Source organism: Enterococcus sp. S22(2020) (assembly GCF_020295385.1).
In the GTDB taxonomy this organism is placed as follows: Bacteria; Bacillota; Bacilli; order Lactobacillales; family Enterococcaceae; genus Enterococcus_L; species Enterococcus_L dunnyi.
In genome coordinates this window covers 598,370-617,403 of record NZ_JACFUD010000001.1, presented here as the reverse complement: position 1 = coordinate 617,403, position 19,034 = coordinate 598,370, and the positions used below count along the sequence as shown (strand labels likewise).

Below are 19,034 nucleotides of genomic sequence, written 5' to 3'. Positions count from 1 at the left end.
AACAATTAAAGGAAGCATGGCTTCTTTTCTGCTATTTTAATTAGGGAAACGTATTGAATCAAAGTCAGCATACAAATCATAAAAAAGGAAGATAGCTCAATGGAAAATGAAGAAACAGTCAGCCGCTCAGCTAAGAATGGAAGAGCCCCTCAAAATAACAATCATTCAAACAAAAAGAAAAACCGTTGGTTAGTACCGGTTGTCGGCTTACTGATCGGTTTATCGTTGGTATTTACAGTTGGTCTCTTTTATTTTCAATCTCATTTTTTCGTCACTGCTAAAGCGAATGGTGTAGATATCGGGTTCTTGAGTGTCAAGGATGCAAAGAAAAAATTAGAGGAATTGAACAAGTCTGAGCCAGTAGTGATCAAAGCTGACGGCAAGGAAGAAACGATCGAATTACCTGAAAAGTATGAGATCACAGAAGAATATTTGAAACAAAGCATCAGCAATCGTTCCATCAAATTGCCAATCAATGAAGATTATAAAAACGAGCTGAAAAATAAGCTGGGTGCACTTTCATTCGCAGAAGGAACACCAAGTCAAGATGCTAAAGTCGAAAAAGTTGATGGTGTGTATCAAATCGTGCCAGAACAGCTTGGAACAACGGTGGATAAGGAAGCATTGATCGCTCAGGTTTTGAAAGACGTTGACGAAAATAAAGGCACATATGTTTATGATGTGAAAGACTTCTATCAAAAACCTGCTGTGACTAAAGATGATAAAGGGCTGCAGGATAAATTAGCCGTATTATCTAAAAAAGAAAACAAGTCGATCACTTTAGATATCAATGGTGAAAAATTGACACTGACTAAAGAAGAATTACAATCATTTATGAATGAGTCAGGGGATGTTGATCCAAACAAAGTGTATGCTTGGGTAGAACAAACGAATCAAAAATATGGTTCGATTTTCAAACCGATCATTTTTACAAACGTTCATGGTGTAACAACGAAATATAAGAATAATGGCAGCTACGGCTGGGATATCAATATGCCGCAAACAAGAGATTTGATCGTTCAAGCAATCAATAGTGAAAAAGAAACAGAAGAAATCACTGTACCGATCGATGGAGATGTTACTCAATCTTCAACGGTCAATAAAGATTATGTTGAGATCGATTTAAATGATCAAAAAATGTATTTCTTTAAAGATGGTGCTAAAGTCGTTGAAACCGATGTGATCACTGGTCGTTATAATAAAGGAACGGCAACTGTTCCTGGTTTCCATACGATTTTATATAAAGACACAGATACAAAACTAGAAGGTGAAATGCTGGATGGTTCAGAGTATAGTGTGCCAGTAAAATATTGGATGCCTTTGAAGAGTTATGGTGGTGTAGTCACACAAATCGGTATTCACGATGCTGATTATAAAGCTGAATACTTTGGAAACAAAGAAGCCTATAAAACAAACTTTGGAAGCAACGGATGTATCAATACACCGGGAGATGCTGTTGCACAAATCTTTAATGGTGCGTATGCAGGAATGCCAGTCATTATTTATGGACATATCTACGATGATGCTCCAGGAGAATTTGATAAGCCAGTTGATTATGGTGAACCAGCGTAAGAGAACAAAAAGAAGTCCTTTATGGGCTTCTTTTTCACTAGTATAGGAATGGAGGAAAATGAACGGTGAGTGTGTTTGATCGAATTGCTTCACATTATGATTCACCAAAACAATTAGAATTAGCTCAAACGATGCTAAACGAACTTGAAAGGCATTTAGGACTGACAGCTGGAAAAACACTTTTAGATTACGGCTGCGGCACTGGCTTGATCGGGTTACAATTAGCTGATCGATTTGAACATGTACTTCTTGTGGATCCATCTAAAGAAATGATCAAAATCGTCGATCAGAAAGTTGAACAGATGGAACTAAAAAATATTAAGACAAGTGTAGACTATTTTTCTAGTGAACATGTTCCGCAACAAAAAGCGGATGTGATTATTGTTTCGTTGGTTCTGCTGCATATCCCAAATACACAAGAAATTTTAGAAGCTCTGTACCAAGTGTTAACGCCAGAAGGAGCTTTATTGATCGTTGATTTCGATACGAATGAAAAGGTCAGTCATGAGAAGGTCCATAATGGTTTTGATCAAGCGGAACTAAAAGCTGAACTAGTAAAAATTGGTTTTCAGACCGTTCAAAGTAAAACATTCTATCACGGAGAAGAATTGTTTATGAGACAAGATGCTTCAATGTTTCTTCTTCGTGCTGAAAAATAAAATAGAAAAGAGGATAAAAATATGCCATTTGTACATGTAGAATTAATTGAAGGACGCTCCGAAGAACAATTGACGAATATGGTGAAAGACATTACAGAAGCTGTTGCAAAAAATGCTGGTGCGCCGAAAGAGAATATTCATGTGATCGTGAACGAGTTAAAAAAAGATCGTTATGCTCAAGGCGGCGAGTGGAAGAAATGATCTGTTTGAATTAATGCTTGCTTTTTATTTAAAGAAGTGTTTAAATTAATTCATAAATGATTGATGAGAAAGACAACTGAACTTGCGGGCAGTCTATTAGAGAGGAAAATCTCGGCTGAAAATTTTCCAGACCAGCACAAGGAATGACCACTTTTTCCAACCTTTGTCGAAGCAAAGGCGGTCGTACCGTTAACACGTTTGAGGAACATAGCTATTTGCTGTGTTTAAACATTAGGTGGAACCACGAATTTTTCGTCCTAGTATTCGATTATATGATCGAATGCTAGGACTTTTTTTATTTCAACAAATTTTTGAAAAAACTACTGTGTGTCAATCGATCTTTTCAATCATAAACATTCTTAAGGAGGAAACAAAATGTCAATCAATATTACATTTCCAGATGGTGCAGTCAAAGAGTTTGACGCTGGTTCATCAACACTGGATATCGCTAAAAGTATCAGCAACAGTTTAGCTAAAAAAGCTTTAGCTGGGAAATTAAACGGAACATTAATCGATCTAACTCGTCCGATCGAAGAAGACGGAAGTCTTGAAATCGTGACACCTGATCATGAAGATGCGTTAGGAATTTTACGTCATTCGACTGCGCACTTGATGGCGAATGCACTTCGTCGTTTATTTCCGAACATTAAATTCGGGGTCGGTCCTGCAATTGATTCAGGTTTTTATTATGACACTGATAATGGAGAGAATGCGGTAACGGCAGAAGATTTACCAGCCATCGAAGCTGAAATGATGAAGATCGTGAAAGAAAATAACCCGATCGTTCGAAAAGTGGTCACAAAAGAAGAAGCACTGGAATTGTTTGCTGATGATCCATATAAAGTTGAGCTGATCACTGATCTGCCTGCTGATGAAGAAATCACAGTGTACGATCAAGGTGATTTTGTTGATCTTTGCCGAGGCGTTCATGTACCGTCAACTGGACGAATCCAAGTCTTCCAATTATTATCTGTAGCTGGCGCATACTGGAGAGGGAATTCTGATAATCAAATGATGCAGCGGATTTATGGAACAGCATTTTTTGATAAAAAAGAATTAAAAGAATTTATCAAAATGCGTGAAGAAGCCAAAGAACGTGACCATCGTAAATTGGGGAAAGAGCTTGACTTATTTATGATTTCTCAAGAAGTTGGTTCTGGATTACCGTTCTGGTTGCCAAAAGGTGCAACGATTCGTCGTACGATCGAACGTTATATCACTGATAAAGAAATCAGTTTAGGTTATCAACATGTGTATACACCGATTATGGCAGATGTGAATTTATATAAAACTTCTGGTCACTGGGATCATTACCATGAAGATATGTTCCCGCCAATGGATATGGGTGATGGCGAAATGCTCGTTCTTCGTCCGATGAACTGTCCGCATCATATGATGGTCTACAAAAATGATATCCATAGTTACCGTGAGTTACCGATTCGAATTGCTGAACTTGGTATGATGCACCGTTATGAAAAATCAGGCGCATTATCTGGCTTGCAACGTGTGCGTGAAATGACCTTGAACGACGGTCACACATTTGTTCGCCCAGATCAAATCAAAGAGGAATTCAAACGTACATTAGAGCTTATGGTAGCGGTGTATAAAGATTTCAATATCGACGACTACCGTTTCCGCTTAAGCTATCGTGACCCGAATAATACGGATAAATATTTTGATGATGATGCGATGTGGGAAAAAGCACAGGAAATGCTGAAAGCTGCTATGGATGAAATGGAACTGGATTACTTTGAAGCTGAAGGAGAAGCGGCCTTTTATGGACCTAAATTGGATGTTCAAGTAAAAACTGCTTTAGGCATGGAAGAAACGCTATCAACTATCCAATTGGACTTCTTATTACCAGAACGCTTTGATCTAACTTACGTAGGTGAAGATGGTGAAAACAATCATCGTCCAGTTGTTATCCACCGTGGGATCGTATCAACGATGGAACGTTTTGTCGCATACCTGACAGAAGTTTATAAAGGTGCATTTCCAACTTGGTTGTCACCGATCCAAGCGACTATTATTCCAGTTTCTGTAGAAGCGCATTCTGATTACGCTTATGAAGTGAAAAAACGTCTACAAGAACAAGGCTTACGTGTTGAAGTAGATGACCGTAATGAAAAAATGGGCTATAAGATTCGGGCTTCTCAAACACAAAAAGTTCCTTATCAAGTTGTTGTCGGCGATAAGGAAATGGATGATGCAACTGTCAATATCCGTCGCTATGGTAGCAAAGAGACGGATGTCATGGATCTAAATATCTTTGTGGACAGTATGGTTGCAGATGTGGCAAACTACAGCAGAAGATAAACAATGCTTTGATCAGAGAAACAGTGCAAGGGTGAATTCCTTTGCGCTGTTTTTTTAGAACAAAATTAGAAGAAATTTTAAATATTTGCTTAGTAAGAGGATTCCCTCTATTTTTTTTTGCATTTTTTCGTTACAATAGAGGGGCAAGACTTTTCTCATATGGAAGGACTAGGATAAATGAAAAAAATGAGCTTTTTAGATAAATTAAAAAATGAAAATGAAGAACCAGATACACAGCGGACCAAAAAATCCCATATCCCATTTCGATTGAATCTATTATTTTTCGTCATCTTTGGATTGTTTGTCGCATTGATCGTCCGCTTAGGTTATTTACAGATTGCAGAAGGACAGGAATATGCTCAAAAAGTCGATGCCAATTCGACTCTGAAAATCAAAAGCAGTGCTCCACGTGGGCAAATTTATGATGCTTCAGGCAATATTTTAGTCGGCAATAAATCAAATTTAGCTATCACCTATACTCGCGGGAAAAAAGTGCAGGCAAAGGATTTAGTTGATATTGCGTACAAGGTAAATGAGTTGATCCATGTACCAGCGGATGAGCTAACAGAACGTGATAAGAAGGACTTCTGGCTGGCTAATCCAGATAATCTAAAAACGGCACAAAAACGTTTGACGGATAAAGATAAAGTGGATGAAAAGGGCAATGCTATTACCGATGAAGGTACGTTATATGTCAAAACCGTGGAAAAAGTTACTCCGGAAGAAATCAATTTCGATGAGCAGACGATGCAGGTCGCGACTATTTTCAAACGGATGAATGCTGTTCAAGAGCTAAATACAGCCTTTATCAAAAACGAAGGCGTGACACAGGACGAGATCGCAATTATTGGAGAACACACATCAGAAATTGCTGGTGTTTCCACAGGAATGGACTGGGATCGTGAATATCCACATGAGACAGATCTGACAAGTATACTTGGGAAAGTTTCTTCTGAAAAAACTGGACTGCCGGCAGAAGAAGCTGATGAGTACTTGGCAAAAGGCTATGAGTTGAATGACCGTGTCGGAACCAGTTATTTAGAGAAACAATATGAAGATGTTCTTCAAGGCAAAAAATCTATCTCAGAAGTAACACTGGATAGTGAAGGGAATATCGTGACGCAAACACCGATTTCTAATGGTGAAAAAGGTGAGAACTTGAAATTGACGATCGATATGGATTTTCAGGCAAGAATCGATGCAGTTGTTCGTGCACAGTATCAACAGCTATTAGCAACCGGTAATGCCAATTACTCAGATGGTGCCTATGTCGTCGTCATGAATCCTAAAAATGGAAATGTTATGGCCATGGTTGCTTTGGATAGAGATCCGGCAACGAATGAGCTGACTTCTAATCCATTGGCAACGATCAATAAAGCATTTGAACCAGGATCTGTAGTAAAAGGTGCAACGATTTCTGCTGGTTATGAACAAGGTGTGATTTCCGGGAATGATGTACTGATCGATGAACCGATCCAAATTTATGGAAGTAAGCAAAAAGCTTCAGTGTTTAACAATCAAATAGTAGGAAATCAGATTCCATTGACAGCAGAAAAAGCGTTAGAATATTCTTCGAATGCTTATATGATGAAATTAGTCTTGAAAATGATGAATACAGACTATGAATACAACATGCAGCTGCCGTATAAAACAGGTGATCCAACGCTATTTGAAGTTTTACGTAAAACATTTGGGGAATATGGTATGGGGGTCTCAACAGGGATAGACCTACCGGGAGAAGAAACAGGACTTTCTAACAAAGCGTTCAATGATCCTGAATACGCACCAATGCCAGGACATTTACTTGACTTATCTTTTGGTCAGTACGATACGTATACAGCGATGCAGCTTGCTCAATATGCTTCGACGGTTGCAAATGGTGGTACGCGGTACGCACCACGGGTTGTCGAAGGCATTTATAACAACAATTCGGATGGTTCGATCGGTGAGTTAAAAGAAGCTATGGGACCAAAAGAATTAAATAAGGTGGATATCACACCGGAACAAATGCAAATTATCCAGAATGGTTTTTATAATGTAGTTCACGGCAACGATACCTTTACTACGGGACGTTATATGCAGGGAGCAGCTTTAGATATTGCAGCAAAAACTGGTACGGCGGAAACTAACGTAGGAGAACATATTACTGTAAATAGTAATGTTGTCGCCTATGCACCGTCGAATGATCCTGAGATCGCTGTGAGCGTAATTCTACCGCATTTAACAAGTGAAAGCAGCAGACCAAACCAATCAATGGTAACAGCGATCGTAAATGAGTATGCGGCGTATAAAGCCGAAAAAAATTCGTAAAGTAGTTTTCCTTTACAAATTTAGCTAAAAGGGTAGAATTTCATGAATAAACATGGTATGATATTTGAGGCTAAGAAATATCTTAGGAATACGAAATTAGATATAGGAGGGAAAACACATGCGCGTAAACATCACTTTAGAATGTACTTCTTGTAAAGAACGTAACTACCTTACAAGCAAAAATAAACGTAACAATCCTGATCGTTTGGAAAAACAAAAATATTGCCCACGTGAAAGAAAAGTTACTTTACACCGTGAAACTAAATAAGATTTTAAATTATACGCTCAATCCTTTGTCAGATAAGGGATTGAGCGTTTTTTGTTTGTTTATAAATAGTTTTGAATACCATCAGCTAAAAATTAGCAAATCTAATTAATTTTTTAACAGTTTCTTACTTTGTTTTATTAGTCAAATAGGTATAGATATCCATTATTTCTGTAATGGAACTATGTTCAAGCAGTTCTTATGCTTGACTACAGCTTTAAAAAGCATATAAAGCAAATACAATTAAATAGAATCCTTTCACGGCACGTATAACCTTTTTTGTTTAACTATTCATCACAGTATGACCGTTTTTTATCAAAAATTATCGAGATTAGTAAATAATTTGATGAAAATATTCTGCACGATATGTTAAACTATTATGGTAATCCATTTCGAACAAAAAGGGGATAATGAACTATGGCAGGAGATCGCATTAAATTATCACCACAAGAACTAAGAACCTCAGCAACTAAATATACGGATGGTTCAAACCAAGTGAACGACATTTTACGGAAGTTACAAACAGAACAAGATACAATCCAAGGAAACTGGGAAGGATCAGGTTTTGATAGTTTCAACGATCAATTCACAGCGTTAAAACCAAAAGTGAGTGAGTTTGCAGAATTGTTGGAACAAATCAACAAGCAATTAAACGAGGTTGCCCAGATCATGGAAGAAACAGATCAAAATATCTCTTCTGCAATTGGCAGAGGGCTATAAAAGGATAAACAGGAGCTGTAAAGTTCCTGTTTTTCTCTAGAATAAGCAAAGCAGGTAAAACTCAGTTGCTTATCTTGTGTACATAGACTGGAGGTCATAACGTTGAACAAGAAAAAAATAATGCTAGGCATAATAGGAGGAATATTCATGATAGGTGTATTGAGTGGTTGTGAAACAAAAGATCAAGCTGAATTAGAACAGAGTTTTGAAAAAGAGTTGTCTATTTATCCGACAAAGAATTTACTGGACTTTTATGACATGGAGGGCTACAGGGATGATGAATTTGACAAAGATGATAAGGGAGTATGGGTTCTAAGTTCTTCAATGGGAATTACTAAAAACGATGATGCGCCATTAGTTAACGAAGGTATAGTATTGCGAATGAATCGAAATACTCGAACTGCAAAGGGTTTCTATTATGTAAGAAGTTACACAGAAGATGATATAGAGAAAGATACAAAAGAAGAGTTCCCAGTGACTTATGATGAAAAGGGGTTTCACTTAACAAAAGAGGTATCTGACCCTGAATTAAAAGAGAAAATATTGAACTTCCAATTTTTTGTACAATATGGGGTGTTTGATAAGTTAGATAGCTATAAAAATATTAAAAAAATGTACAACCCAGAAGTTCCTATGTACAACCTTGAATATCAATTAACAAATGACGATAAGAATGTAAAAGAGCTAAGAAAAAGATATGACATTCCTACCAAAGAAGCACCAACTTTGGTATTGAGTGGGCGAGGTAGCTTAGAAGGATCTTCTGTGGGCTCGAAAGAATTGACATTTCAATTTACAAAAAAACCGCCTGTGTATTTTACCGATTCCATTGACTACCAGCGATCAAACGAGGAGGATATAATAAATGAGTGATTATCAATTAAAAGATAAAGGACTTAAGCAAAATTCGGAAACAACTAGCGCTATCTCAACCATTGCTTATGAGGTAGAGAATGCGAAACAGGCAGGACTGAGCAACAGACAAATAAAAGGTCAGATAGAGGTGTTCCAAGATAAAGGGAAATTTCCAGAAAACCTCGAATACGTGGACTCATTTTTAAATAAAAACACAAGTCTAAGCGGTGTTGCTTTTAGAGATCGTAATACAGGCATTGTTACCGTTGGTATAGCAGGAACGAATGCCGACAATGGAACGATCGATTCTATGAAAGATTATCTTGCCGATGCATCAATCGCATTCAATGGGTCAAACCCATCTTCTAATTATTTTGCATCTGGAAATGATTTTATCAATAAATTGCAAGAAAAATACCCCGTAGGTACGATCACAGGGCATTCAAAAGGCGGAAGAGATAGCGTTATTTTAGGTGTGGGAAATGATATTCCGAATATTGTGACCTATAACCCCGCTCCTGTTTCACATGATTATTTACAATTACTAACAACTTTTAATAGCCCAATGTGGAAATTAGGCGAGCGAGCGTTTTCTGCGGCAGATATGAAGCAACGCTTCTTTGATTATAAAGGAAACGTGATCCATATTGCTTCTAGTAAAGATATGTTGACGGGGTTGTCTGATCTTGGTAAAGCATATTATTTTGGGCAACGGGTAACGATCCCTAATGGGAAAGGGCATTCGATTACAGGCTTCTTGACAGACAAAGAACAACAGTTTATTCGCTCATCTTTAGGAAAATATACAACAGTAAATAAAATTATTGGTCAACAAATGGCAGAAGCTTCTACGAGGCAGAAACTAAAGGAGCTCTCAAATTTGAAAAAGAAATTTCTAAAACAAGGTGGCGGACGTTTGACTTCTTCACAAGAAATTTATTTAGATGCTTCCGAAGCATTGGCGCTAACGCGTGGCATGAAAGCAACCCTACAAACAACTATAGATGGGTTAAAAGTAGCATATAAGCAAGCAATGTCGGATAAAGACAGACACTGGATAGATACTTTATCTGATGCGGGGACGGTGGGTTTTGTTCTTTCTAGTGGGGAGCAATTAGAGAGCTTAAACCAAGGTAGGGCAACTGAAGAATGTATACGCCACCAACCTAAGGCAGAACTTGAATCATCCCTTGCGAAATTAACCGCCCATGAAGAGAAGTACGATCAATTGATTGAACAGACTAAACAAGCAATAGACGAACAAATACAGGCAGATAAAAGCTTGGCGCAACTGGTGGGGATGAATTAAGATGGAACAAGAAAAACAATACAGAAGAGAATTAGAGCAGGTACAGGACGATTTTATCCGAGAAAATAGAAAGATTTCGGATCAATTTGACCAACTTTTTCAAGAAAAACAACGTTTCATTCGAGAGATGGAAGAGACAGGTAATGCGGTTCGTTATACGCTAGGAAGACATGAGGAACAAGCTCCGATAGAATTATCTCAGGTGTATCATCTCATTGATGAGGCACAGGAAGAAGGTCTTTTTTTGGCGAAAGAGCAAGAACGATTGCTAGAAGATAAGCAAGAAGAAATTGCTTTCGAGCATAAAAAACAAACACTTGACTATGAAGAGAAAATAATTGCTTGTCAAAAAGAGAGGAGTGAGGCAGATGCTTGATGGTGTCGGTAAAGCATTTAAAGAGATTCAGAAAAAGCTACAAAAAACGATTATTCGCACAGTTACGGCTAGTCAGCATGTCACGATCTCTGAAAATGCAAAATTAATCACGAAGCAAATGGAAACAGTAGCATTTGATGAAATACAGGCGGATAGTAGTGCCTATATAGAGAAATTTAATGCTACCGCAAAAGGACAATGGGTTAAGACAGCTCAGCAATCATTTAAAGAAACTGCCAAAGGGTTTGAACAATAACTATACTTAATGTTTTAAAATAAGAGTCTTGATTTGAAATGAATGGCTGTGTACCATGAATAATGGAAACAGGGTCTTTTTTATGTTTAATTATAAATTTCCTCCATTCTTCATCATATCATTATTTCTATTTGCCATTTCATGTTATATTTTAGAAAAGAATGTAAAGGTGAAGCATATGGATAAACAAATAATCGAACATGCAAAAGAATTATTGGCAACGTGTGACTCATTTTTGCTGTCCACAAATGATCGGAACGGATTTCCAAATACGATCGTAGTGTCAAAACCCATCATTAGAGCGAGTTTTTACAATCTTAAATTTTATGTAAATGGTAATGGTCAAACAGTGGAAAATATTCTGCATAATAAAAAAGGCAATGTTTGTTGCTTTGATGAAGCCAGGCATGAAAGTGTTTTGTTAAAAGGGATTTTCAGCGTTGAGGACATCGAAGAATTCAAACTACTCAAAGATCGTTTGAATCACTATCAAAAAGAGTTGAATCATGAGAATCCAGTCGTTCTTTCTTTTGAAGTCTATACTGTTAAGGTTCATTCTCAAACAAAAACCTTTTGGAAAGATGTGGATGATTTTGATGATCATTGAAGGATGAGCTAAATCAAAATGATTTACAGCTGACGATTTTTATTGAGCAAAAGTTATTCACAAACTGAAAATAGTTCATGAGTGCATGAAATCTCTGGAAAGAGGTTTTGTGCATTTTTTTATACTATTAGATTAAGTTTAAGAAGTCAAACTGTTTCTTATTTTCCTATATTTACTTTAAAAACATCAAATATCCATTGCTTTACGCTGTAAATTCTTTATACTCTAATTAGAGGGACAACTGTTATTTAATAAGGAATGTAAGGATGTCATTAAATGAACGTTCATCTCAAAGGGTAGGTACAAAGGTGTTGGAGGAGTTTCTATGAAAAAATTGATTGTTATCATTAGTTTATGGGTACTTTTTTTTCCTAGTATTTCTTATGCAGAAGACGTAACGGACTCTTCTGAAAGCAAGTTTGATTCGTCGAATGAGCTGTCGAGGAAATATATGCGAAAACAAGTACTCAATGGTAAGACAACAAAAATCAAAAAGAAAAAAGGAGAGACATATTTAACATTTCCATTTGAAAAAAGACCATATCAGTATTTTGCAAATTTTGTACTAAATAGTCCAGCCAATGTTTATGCTGGATTTGTAGAGACGATTTATTATAGAGATAAGCTCAAAGTCAAACAAATCTACTATGAAAAGAATCCCGTTCGAACGGATAAACTAGGTATTTTTACAACAGATTTATATATCATTTCAGAGGATGATGAAATCTATCACTATAAAAATGTTCCCTATGTGGTGAGTAGTGATCAGCCAACGGCTTTTTTTTCTAGCATCGATTTTGATAAGGAAAAAACAAAGATATCTGGAGAGATAAAAATGTTTGCTTCTAAAAGTACCTATCAAGTAGAGCTGTTTTATACAGATCATGATGAGTATCATTATCAGGAAGTTGTTGTAGAAAACAATGGAAAATTTACGATTGATCTACACCGAGAGGGTCAGCCAGGTAAAATGTATCTAAGAGCCAGTGATGGTTTAGGAAACTATGCGAATGCCCTCGATATTTTAAAAGAAGGGCGGACGACATATCAAATTCCGCAAAAAAAATTACAAGAGATAGAAAACAGCTATAAGACGCCAGTGCGTGCGAATAAAATAGCGGCAGTCGCATTATTGATGTTAAAATGGCTATTGGGGCTATTTGCAGCAATTTTGATATTGTTGCGTTTAAGAGTTATTCTAAAGAGAAGAAAAAGACGCAGACTGAGGAAAAAGCAGTTTCGTTGAATCATCGATGAAGGAGTGATAAGAGTGAAAATCAGTATTCGACATCGCTATATCAAAAAAATTCCTGTACTTGAAGTTGTTTCAGAAGAAGAAAAAAACAAAGCTTTGCCTTTGGTCGTCTACTATCATGGCTGGCAGTCGGCTAAGGAATTATCATTGACTCAAGCACGAAAATTAGCGAGAAAAGGGATGCGGGTGATTTTACCAGATGCTATGAATCATGGTGAACGTAAAACAGGTCCTGTGTCACCGATTCCGTCTGTGACATTTTGGTCTAGCATCCAATACAATATCATAGAGTTTTCACAACTGATTCGTCATTTTGAAAAGCTTGAGCTGATCGAAAATAATAAAATAGGTGTGGGGGGTGTTTCGATGGGCGGGATCACGACATGTGCTTTACTAACTCAGCATCCGGAAATCAATACGGCAGCCTGTATGATGGGAACGCCAGCCCCCTTACGCTACATCGAACGGGTAATGGAACGGGCAGCTGAAATGAATTATTTTGTACCTAAAGATTTGCCGTTACTGCAAAGTTGGGTCACACATTATGACCTATCAAAAGCACCTGAAAAAATAGCAGAACGTCCTGTTTTGTTCTGGCATGGTACGAAAGATCCTAAAATTCCATATGAAGATATGGCAGACTTTTATCAGCTGATTTCAGATGAAGCTTATGCTCGAAACAGTCGTTTTATGACTGGCGAAGGAGAAGGTCATCTAGTGAAAGGTGAAATGATGGATGTTGTGGCAGAATGGTTTGAAGAGAATTTAAGAGACTAAAGCAAAGTATTTTGCTCTGAGTAGCAAGAAGCAGCCTGTTCAGATTTAGTGTGTGGAACAAAATCGATCATTCGTTTTGTTCCGCACTTTTTAAAATAGCTCATTTTAATTCATTGAAAATATGCGTTAATAATGGAAAATGAAGTTCATTTCTTAGAATCGCTCTTGACAAACTTTCGCGTATTATGAATAATGTAAGGGGTTGCGTTTATTGGAGATAGGCAAATGAATAAAATGGAAAACTGTACGAATGTAAATCAAATGTACTCGATTGGTGAGGTAGCAAAGATTTGTAATGTTTCCCGCAAAACATTGCGTTTCTATGAACAATTGGGCTTATTGACGCCAGATCATGTTAGTTTAGAAAATGGCTACCGTTATTATACGGAAAAGACTATGAATTTGATTCCTGTCATCAAGTATTACAAGCAGATGGGCTTTAAGTTACAGGAAATGGGTAATGTGCAGAACACTGGAGACTATTTTTATCAAGAGACGAATTTTCTAACGAAGCTGTCTGAGTTAAAACGAGAAGAACAGCGTATTCGTAATAGTTATACAGCTGTCTCAGACTGGATCGGTTTGTTGAGAGAAGGATCAATCGCAATTGAAAATCAGCTGCAAAATGTCAATGTGAAATATTTAGACCGTGAAAGCTATGTATTTATGGAACAGGATTTTTGTTATAACTATATGGATGCGGTGATCAATATTCCTTGGGTCAATTATTTAGAGGAGCAGGATTGTGAAATTACGGGTCCTGTGATTCTTCACTTTGAGAACTGTGAGGAGAAGATGGCCTGTAAGTCCCGTAAAATGAATGTGATGCAAAAACCTGTCAGTATTGCAAATAGTGAGATGCCGATGACTTTTTTTGGTGGGCAGATGTTTTTATCCAGTTATTATTTAGGGGATCCGGCTGAGATTTGTCAGCAATATAAAAAGATGCTGTTATGGGCAAAGGAACATGATTATCAATGCTCAGATGAGGTGTATGAACGTTATGTGATCGATTATTGGTCTACCATGAATGTTGATAATTTTGTGATCGAACTATTGATTCCAGCGGAAAAAAATAGAAAATAGGGTTGTGTAAATCGGCTTGTATGGATTTTGTAACTAACAGAGTTCATGGAAGTCGATTTTACTTAGCAAAGAAATAATTATTGAAGGTTGCCCTTAAGGGCAACCTTTTTTTATTGTTATAAAAAGTATATTGGGAATTGTTTTATTAAAGTTTTCTTTTGCTTTTTACGTTATTTTTAGATTGTGCTTCCTCTTTGAAAGTGAAAAAATGAGCAAGATAGATTTGCTCAAAAATCGATCATGTGAAAAAAACAACAAATTCTGTATCAACGCAAAAGAGTTGTTCTTTTTCGATAAGTAAAATCAATCTAATCATTTGATTGTTATAAAACACGAATTCCATTATATTTTGCGTACTATAACAGGAGTAGATTCTCATTTATACAGGATAATTGAGAAGGGAAAGCTGTATTACCCGGTAAAAGATGTGTTTCAGAAAAAAAATCTTCTTGACTGCTCCCTTAAGGTAAGACTGTAAAGTGAGTGATAGAAGAAATGAAACCGTTTTACGGTAACTATTTTAGGAGGAATAAACGATGAAATATGATGCATTAGGAATGGTAGAAACAAAAGGATTAATCGGATCGATCGAAGCAGCAGATGCGATGGTCAAAGCAGCAAATGTTTCTTTGATCGGAAAAGAATTTGTTGGAGGCGGAATTGTTACTGTGATGGTGCGCGGAGATGTTGGCGCAGTGAAAGCAGCGACTGATGCTGGCGCAAGTGCTGCTGAACGTGTAGGAGAACTTTTATCCGTTCATGTGATTCCACGTCCGCATGGTGAAGTGGAAAATATTTTGCCAGCAAATAAAGTCAAATAAATAGTTAGGGGAAACGTCAATGAATAGTGAAAAAAGTATTCTGAGTGCAAGTTCAAATGCAGATCTAAAAATGAAAGAAGTTAGCAAAGGATTTCAAGTCAAGGGGATTACGAACGGGCTTGTTTCAGGGATCACTTATGGGATCTACTCTACTTTAGTTGTAGTTGCCAGTGGTTATGATCCGCTGATCAGTGCTGCAGGATTTTTAGCTGCGCCATTTGTTTGTTCAGGGTTAAATGATTTTTTTGCTGGTATTTTTCTTTTATTTTATAACGCAAAGCATGGACGATTAAAGGAAATCATTCGCATGGTAAAAACAAAGCCGGGAAAAATGCTTGTGATCGGGTTCTTATTAGGCGGGCCGATCGCAAATGGGGCTTATCTTGTTGGTTTAGCAATGGCTGGCGCTTATGCGATCCCAATTTCTGCTACCTGTAGTTTGTTCGGCGCATTGTTCTCATGGATTTTCTTAAAGCAGAAGCCAACAGCAAGAATTGTTTTGGGAATGGTGGTTTGTGTGATGGGGGCGATCGTGATCAATATGGTCAAACCAGAAGGCGCACCGAATTTTACATTAGGAATTATCTGTGCGTTGATTGCAGCTGTTTCTTGGGGCTTAGAAGGAGTCTTTTCAAGTTTCGGCGGTGCGATGATCGATACAGATGTAGCAGTCAACTTACGTGAATTAGTATCTGGTTTATTCGTGATGATTTTGGTTTTGCCGTTTGTTGGTGGTGTAGGCTTATTATTTAAAACGTTAGCTGCTGGGACACCAGTGATGTGGTTGTTATTATCTGGACTAAGCGCAGGAATTTCTTTCTTGACCTGGTATAAAGCGAATGCGATGGTGGGGACTGCTGTTGGGATGTCGCTGAATGTAACGTATGCGTTTTGGGGTGTGATCTTCAGTGTGATCTTCTTAGGTCAAACAGTTACACCGACCATGGTCATCGGTTCGATCGTAATCGTGATCGGAGCGATTTTAGTTACGATGAATCCGTTGGACTTCTTTAGAAAGGGGGAAGCGTAAATGCTTTTACCTAGCCGGACAGCTGTACTGAATCAAATGTATGATCAACGAGAATTAGACGTAAAAAAGATCATGGAGGAATTGAAACCTCAGTATGGGCATGAGAAGCAATTCAATGAGAAATTATATTTAGAGCATTTAATGGCTTTAGAAGCCAATGGTCTAGTTGAATTGACGAATTATTGTTTAGATGATCAAGAAGAATTGATTATGTCGTATACGATCACAGAGGAAGGCCGAACGACAGTTGAGAAATATGTAGATAAAGTATATAGAGTGATGTAATGATTTAGCTTGTTATGTAGAGAAATTTCTCTGAGAGAATGTGAATTGTGAATGAGCCAAAGGCGTCTCAGTTGGGATTTACTATTTTCTTTTGAAATTATTGAGTCAGCTTGGCTCTTTGATTGTTCAGCTTCATGGGCTAGCTCTTCGGAAAAAAGAGAAAATTGGTTTGTGACAAAGAGAGTCACAATCAAATTTTTCTATTTTTCGGTCAGAGCTGAATGAGCCCATTCAGCTTTCAGTTTAGAAATGGGGGATTGTATTTGGTTTATCGTGGTGAAGAGGCGTTGGGGCTTATTGAGACTGTTGGTTTGGTTCCAGCGTTGAAAGCGTGTGATGAAATGTTGAAAGCAGCAGATGTTGAGCTGGTTTCCTATGAAAATATTGGTTCTACTTTAGTTACGATCATGGTCAAAGGGGATGTTGCTGCTGTTGAAGCTTCGGTTTCAGCAGGTGCTCGGGCAGCTGAAGCGATCGGCACTTTGACTGCGCAAAATGTGATGCCAAGACCGATTCCGTCTGTTGGGGAAATTGTTTCTGTCCATGCAATAGATGTGTAGATTAAGGGGGAAATAAATGAAAACCTTTGAAGCGATTGGAGCCATTGAAACTTTTGGCTTAGTGTTTGTCTTAGAAGCGTGTGATGCGATGTGTAAAGCGGCGGATGTTGAATTAGTTGGTTATGAGAATGTCGCATCCGGTTATATTTCAGTCATTGTGCAAGGAGATGTAGCTGCTTGCCGATCTGCTGTTGATGCTGGGATCAAAGCAGTAGAAAACTTAGGTGCGGAGGTGTACAGCTCAGTTGTGATCGCTGGTCCGCATATCGATTTGAATAAAATAATCAACCGTTATCAGCTAAATAACCTTCTAACTGAAGAGGAGGGAGATGCAGTTTAGATGCAGCAAATAGATAAGGATCTGTTATCGATACAAGAAGCGCGAATTTTAGTGGAAACAGCCAGAGATGCACATTATTTGATCAAAGATTACGGACAAAAGCATTTTGATCAAATCCTCAAACAGTTACTGGAACAAATAAAACCTGAAATCAGTAAGTTCGTAGCATCTGAAATGAATGAAACAAAGTTAGGTAATTCAAAAGATAAGGAAGCATTGATCAATCAATTTCTAGAAGCGTTGACTGAAGATTTGCCAAAACAACAATGTATTGGAGCACTTGCGAAAGATTCTGCGGGGAATATTTTACAAGTGGGTGTACCAGTCGGTGTGATTCCTGTCATTTTATCAAATGAAAATGTTGTATTAAATACATTATATAGTTTGATCATCGGTATTAAATCAGGAAATGCACTAGTGGTGATTCCTCATTCGAATGCATGTAAGACAACGTATCAGATCGTCAGAAAAGTGAAGCAAATTTGTGAATCAAACGGTTTACCAAAAGGCTGTTTAACTTGTTTAGAGAAAGTGACAGAAAATAGTGTACAAGAAGTGTTGAACCATCAAGATACTGCGATGATTTTGGTTATCGGAAATTCAAAATATACAAACGCGACCACCAACCAAAAACCAATTATTTATGGCAGTTCGGGCGCAACACCTGTTTTTATCGAACGCTCAGCTGCGATCCAATCAGCTGTGAACGCGATTATTCAAAGTCGTTCTTTTGATGGCGGCTTATTACCTGGTGCAGAACAATATTTGATTGCTGAAAGTGTGATCGCCTCAGAAGTAAAAACGAAGATGAAACAATCAGGTGCTCATTTTTTATCTAAAGAAGAAGAGCTTAAACTTTTACATCTACTTCAGCCAAAAGAGAATCAGATCAATCCAGAGTGCATTGGGAAAAGTGCATTTTGGTTAGCACAAAAAGCTGGCTTCTCTGTTGACTCACAAATCAAAGTGTTAGTTTCGGAACAACAATACCTTCATGAAGAAGACCCGTTTACTAATGAAATGAAATGTCCAGTTTTAGCCTTTTATTTGGAACCAGATTGGATCCATGCTTGTGAAAAATCTATTCGTCTATTGAAAGAGAAAAATCATGGTCACTCTTTAGCGATTCATTCCCAAAATACGACAATTTTAAATGAATTTGCTTTAAAAAAACCTGTCGGACGAATGATTGTCAATGCACCAGCGGGATTTGCAAGTCTTGGGCTGAACTCTAACTTGCCGTTATCGGTTATCTTAGGCGGGTTTACGACAGGGCGAGGCATCAGTGCTAAAAATATCACAGCAGCTGATTTAACTTACAAACGGCAAATCAGTTATCCGATTCAGATCGCTGAGTCAACAGTAACAGCAGAACCTGTTGATAAACAATTATTAGAAAAAGTATTGAGGAAAATATTGGAAAAATAAAATGGC

At 37.5% G+C, this 19,034-nt stretch carries 21 protein-coding genes; all 21 read left to right on the top strand.

The window, feature by feature from the left end:
- Positions 1-99: 99 nt before the first annotated feature.
- The 21 genes from H3T55_RS02875 to H3T55_RS02775 all read left to right on the top strand — a co-directional run bounded on the left by H3T55_RS02875 (position 100) and on the right by H3T55_RS02775 (position 19,028).
- A complete protein-coding gene (locus H3T55_RS02875) occupies positions 100-1,572 on the top strand; it encodes a L,D-transpeptidase family protein (protein WP_225532785.1) in 1,473 nt (490 codons plus the stop codon).
- A gap of 65 nt (positions 1,573-1,637) precedes the next feature.
- Positions 1,638-2,231, top strand: a complete 594-nt coding sequence (locus H3T55_RS02870; RefSeq protein ID WP_225532786.1) for a class I SAM-dependent methyltransferase — start codon at positions 1,638-1,640, stop codon at positions 2,229-2,231.
- Positions 2,232-2,252: 21 nt separating this feature from the next.
- On the top strand, positions 2,253-2,432 hold the full coding sequence (locus tag H3T55_RS02865; RefSeq protein WP_069662156.1) for a 2-hydroxymuconate tautomerase: 180 nt from the start codon (positions 2,253-2,255) through the stop codon (positions 2,430-2,432).
- 375 nt (positions 2,433-2,807) lie between these two features.
- On the top strand, positions 2,808-4,748 hold the full coding sequence (gene thrS / locus H3T55_RS02860) for a threonine--tRNA ligase (protein WP_225532787.1): 1,941 nt from the start codon (positions 2,808-2,810) through the stop codon (positions 4,746-4,748).
- Between the two features lie 177 nt (positions 4,749-4,925).
- Positions 4,926-7,058 (top strand): peptidoglycan D,D-transpeptidase FtsI family protein, encoded by a 2,133-nt coding sequence (locus H3T55_RS02855; RefSeq protein WP_087639283.1) that lies wholly within the window; start codon positions 4,926-4,928, stop codon positions 7,056-7,058.
- Between the two features lie 118 nt (positions 7,059-7,176).
- A complete protein-coding gene (gene rpmG, locus H3T55_RS02850) occupies positions 7,177-7,326 on the top strand; it encodes a 50S ribosomal protein L33 (protein WP_002296119.1) in 150 nt (49 codons plus the stop codon).
- Positions 7,327-7,740: 414 nt separating this feature from the next.
- A complete protein-coding gene (locus H3T55_RS02845) occupies positions 7,741-8,043 on the top strand; it encodes a WXG100 family type VII secretion target (RefSeq protein WP_225532788.1) in 303 nt (100 codons plus the stop codon).
- A gap of 120 nt (positions 8,044-8,163) precedes the next feature.
- Complete coding sequence (locus H3T55_RS02840; RefSeq protein WP_225550084.1) at positions 8,164-8,916, top strand: tandem-type lipoprotein; 753 nt, start codon at positions 8,164-8,166, stop codon at positions 8,914-8,916.
- Positions 8,909-10,207, top strand: coding sequence for a hypothetical protein (locus H3T55_RS02835; RefSeq protein WP_225532790.1), 1,299 nt, complete (start codon positions 8,909-8,911; stop codon positions 10,205-10,207). The genes H3T55_RS02840 and H3T55_RS02835 overlap by 8 nt, the downstream gene beginning before the upstream one ends.
- A 1-nt stretch (position 10,208) precedes the next feature.
- A complete protein-coding gene (locus H3T55_RS02830) occupies positions 10,209-10,583 on the top strand; it encodes a hypothetical protein (protein ID WP_225532791.1) in 375 nt (124 codons plus the stop codon).
- Positions 10,576-10,839, top strand: coding sequence for a hypothetical protein (locus H3T55_RS02825; protein WP_225532792.1), 264 nt, complete (start codon positions 10,576-10,578; stop codon positions 10,837-10,839). Before H3T55_RS02830 ends, H3T55_RS02825 begins: the two co-directional genes overlap by 8 nt.
- A gap of 178 nt (positions 10,840-11,017) precedes the next feature.
- A complete protein-coding gene (locus H3T55_RS02820; protein ID WP_087639288.1) occupies positions 11,018-11,446 on the top strand; it encodes a pyridoxamine 5'-phosphate oxidase family protein in 429 nt (142 codons plus the stop codon).
- 325 nt (positions 11,447-11,771) lie between these two features.
- Positions 11,772-12,692, top strand: a complete 921-nt coding sequence (locus H3T55_RS02815) for a hypothetical protein (RefSeq protein ID WP_225532793.1) — start codon at positions 11,772-11,774, stop codon at positions 12,690-12,692.
- 24 nt (positions 12,693-12,716) lie between these two features.
- The gene (locus H3T55_RS02810; RefSeq protein ID WP_225532794.1) at positions 12,717-13,478 is read left to right on the top strand and encodes an alpha/beta fold hydrolase; all 762 of its coding nucleotides are present in this window, start codon (positions 12,717-12,719) and stop codon (positions 13,476-13,478) included.
- Between the two features lie 225 nt (positions 13,479-13,703).
- Complete coding sequence (locus tag H3T55_RS02805) at positions 13,704-14,564, top strand: MerR family transcriptional regulator (protein ID WP_225532795.1); 861 nt, start codon at positions 13,704-13,706, stop codon at positions 14,562-14,564.
- A 536-nt stretch (positions 14,565-15,100) separates the two neighbouring features.
- Complete coding sequence (locus H3T55_RS02800) at positions 15,101-15,385, top strand: BMC domain-containing protein (protein ID WP_225532796.1); 285 nt, start codon at positions 15,101-15,103, stop codon at positions 15,383-15,385.
- Between the two features lie 19 nt (positions 15,386-15,404).
- On the top strand, positions 15,405-16,415 hold the full coding sequence (locus H3T55_RS02795) for a DMT family transporter (RefSeq protein WP_087639292.1): 1,011 nt from the start codon (positions 15,405-15,407) through the stop codon (positions 16,413-16,415).
- Complete coding sequence (locus H3T55_RS02790; protein ID WP_087639293.1) at positions 16,416-16,700, top strand: hypothetical protein; 285 nt, start codon at positions 16,416-16,418, stop codon at positions 16,698-16,700.
- A gap of 221 nt (positions 16,701-16,921) precedes the next feature.
- Positions 16,922-17,260 (top strand): BMC domain-containing protein, encoded by a 339-nt coding sequence (locus H3T55_RS02785; protein ID WP_225532797.1) that lies wholly within the window; start codon positions 16,922-16,924, stop codon positions 17,258-17,260.
- Between the two features lie 16 nt (positions 17,261-17,276).
- Positions 17,277-17,600, top strand: a complete 324-nt coding sequence (locus H3T55_RS02780) for a BMC domain-containing protein (RefSeq protein WP_225532798.1) — start codon at positions 17,277-17,279, stop codon at positions 17,598-17,600.
- Positions 17,601-19,028 carry an aldehyde dehydrogenase family protein gene (locus tag H3T55_RS02775; RefSeq protein WP_225532799.1) on the top strand — a complete coding sequence of 476 codons (1,428 nt, stop codon included), beginning with the start codon at positions 17,601-17,603 and terminating at the stop codon, positions 19,026-19,028.
- The last annotated feature ends 6 nt before the right edge of the window (positions 19,029-19,034 follow it).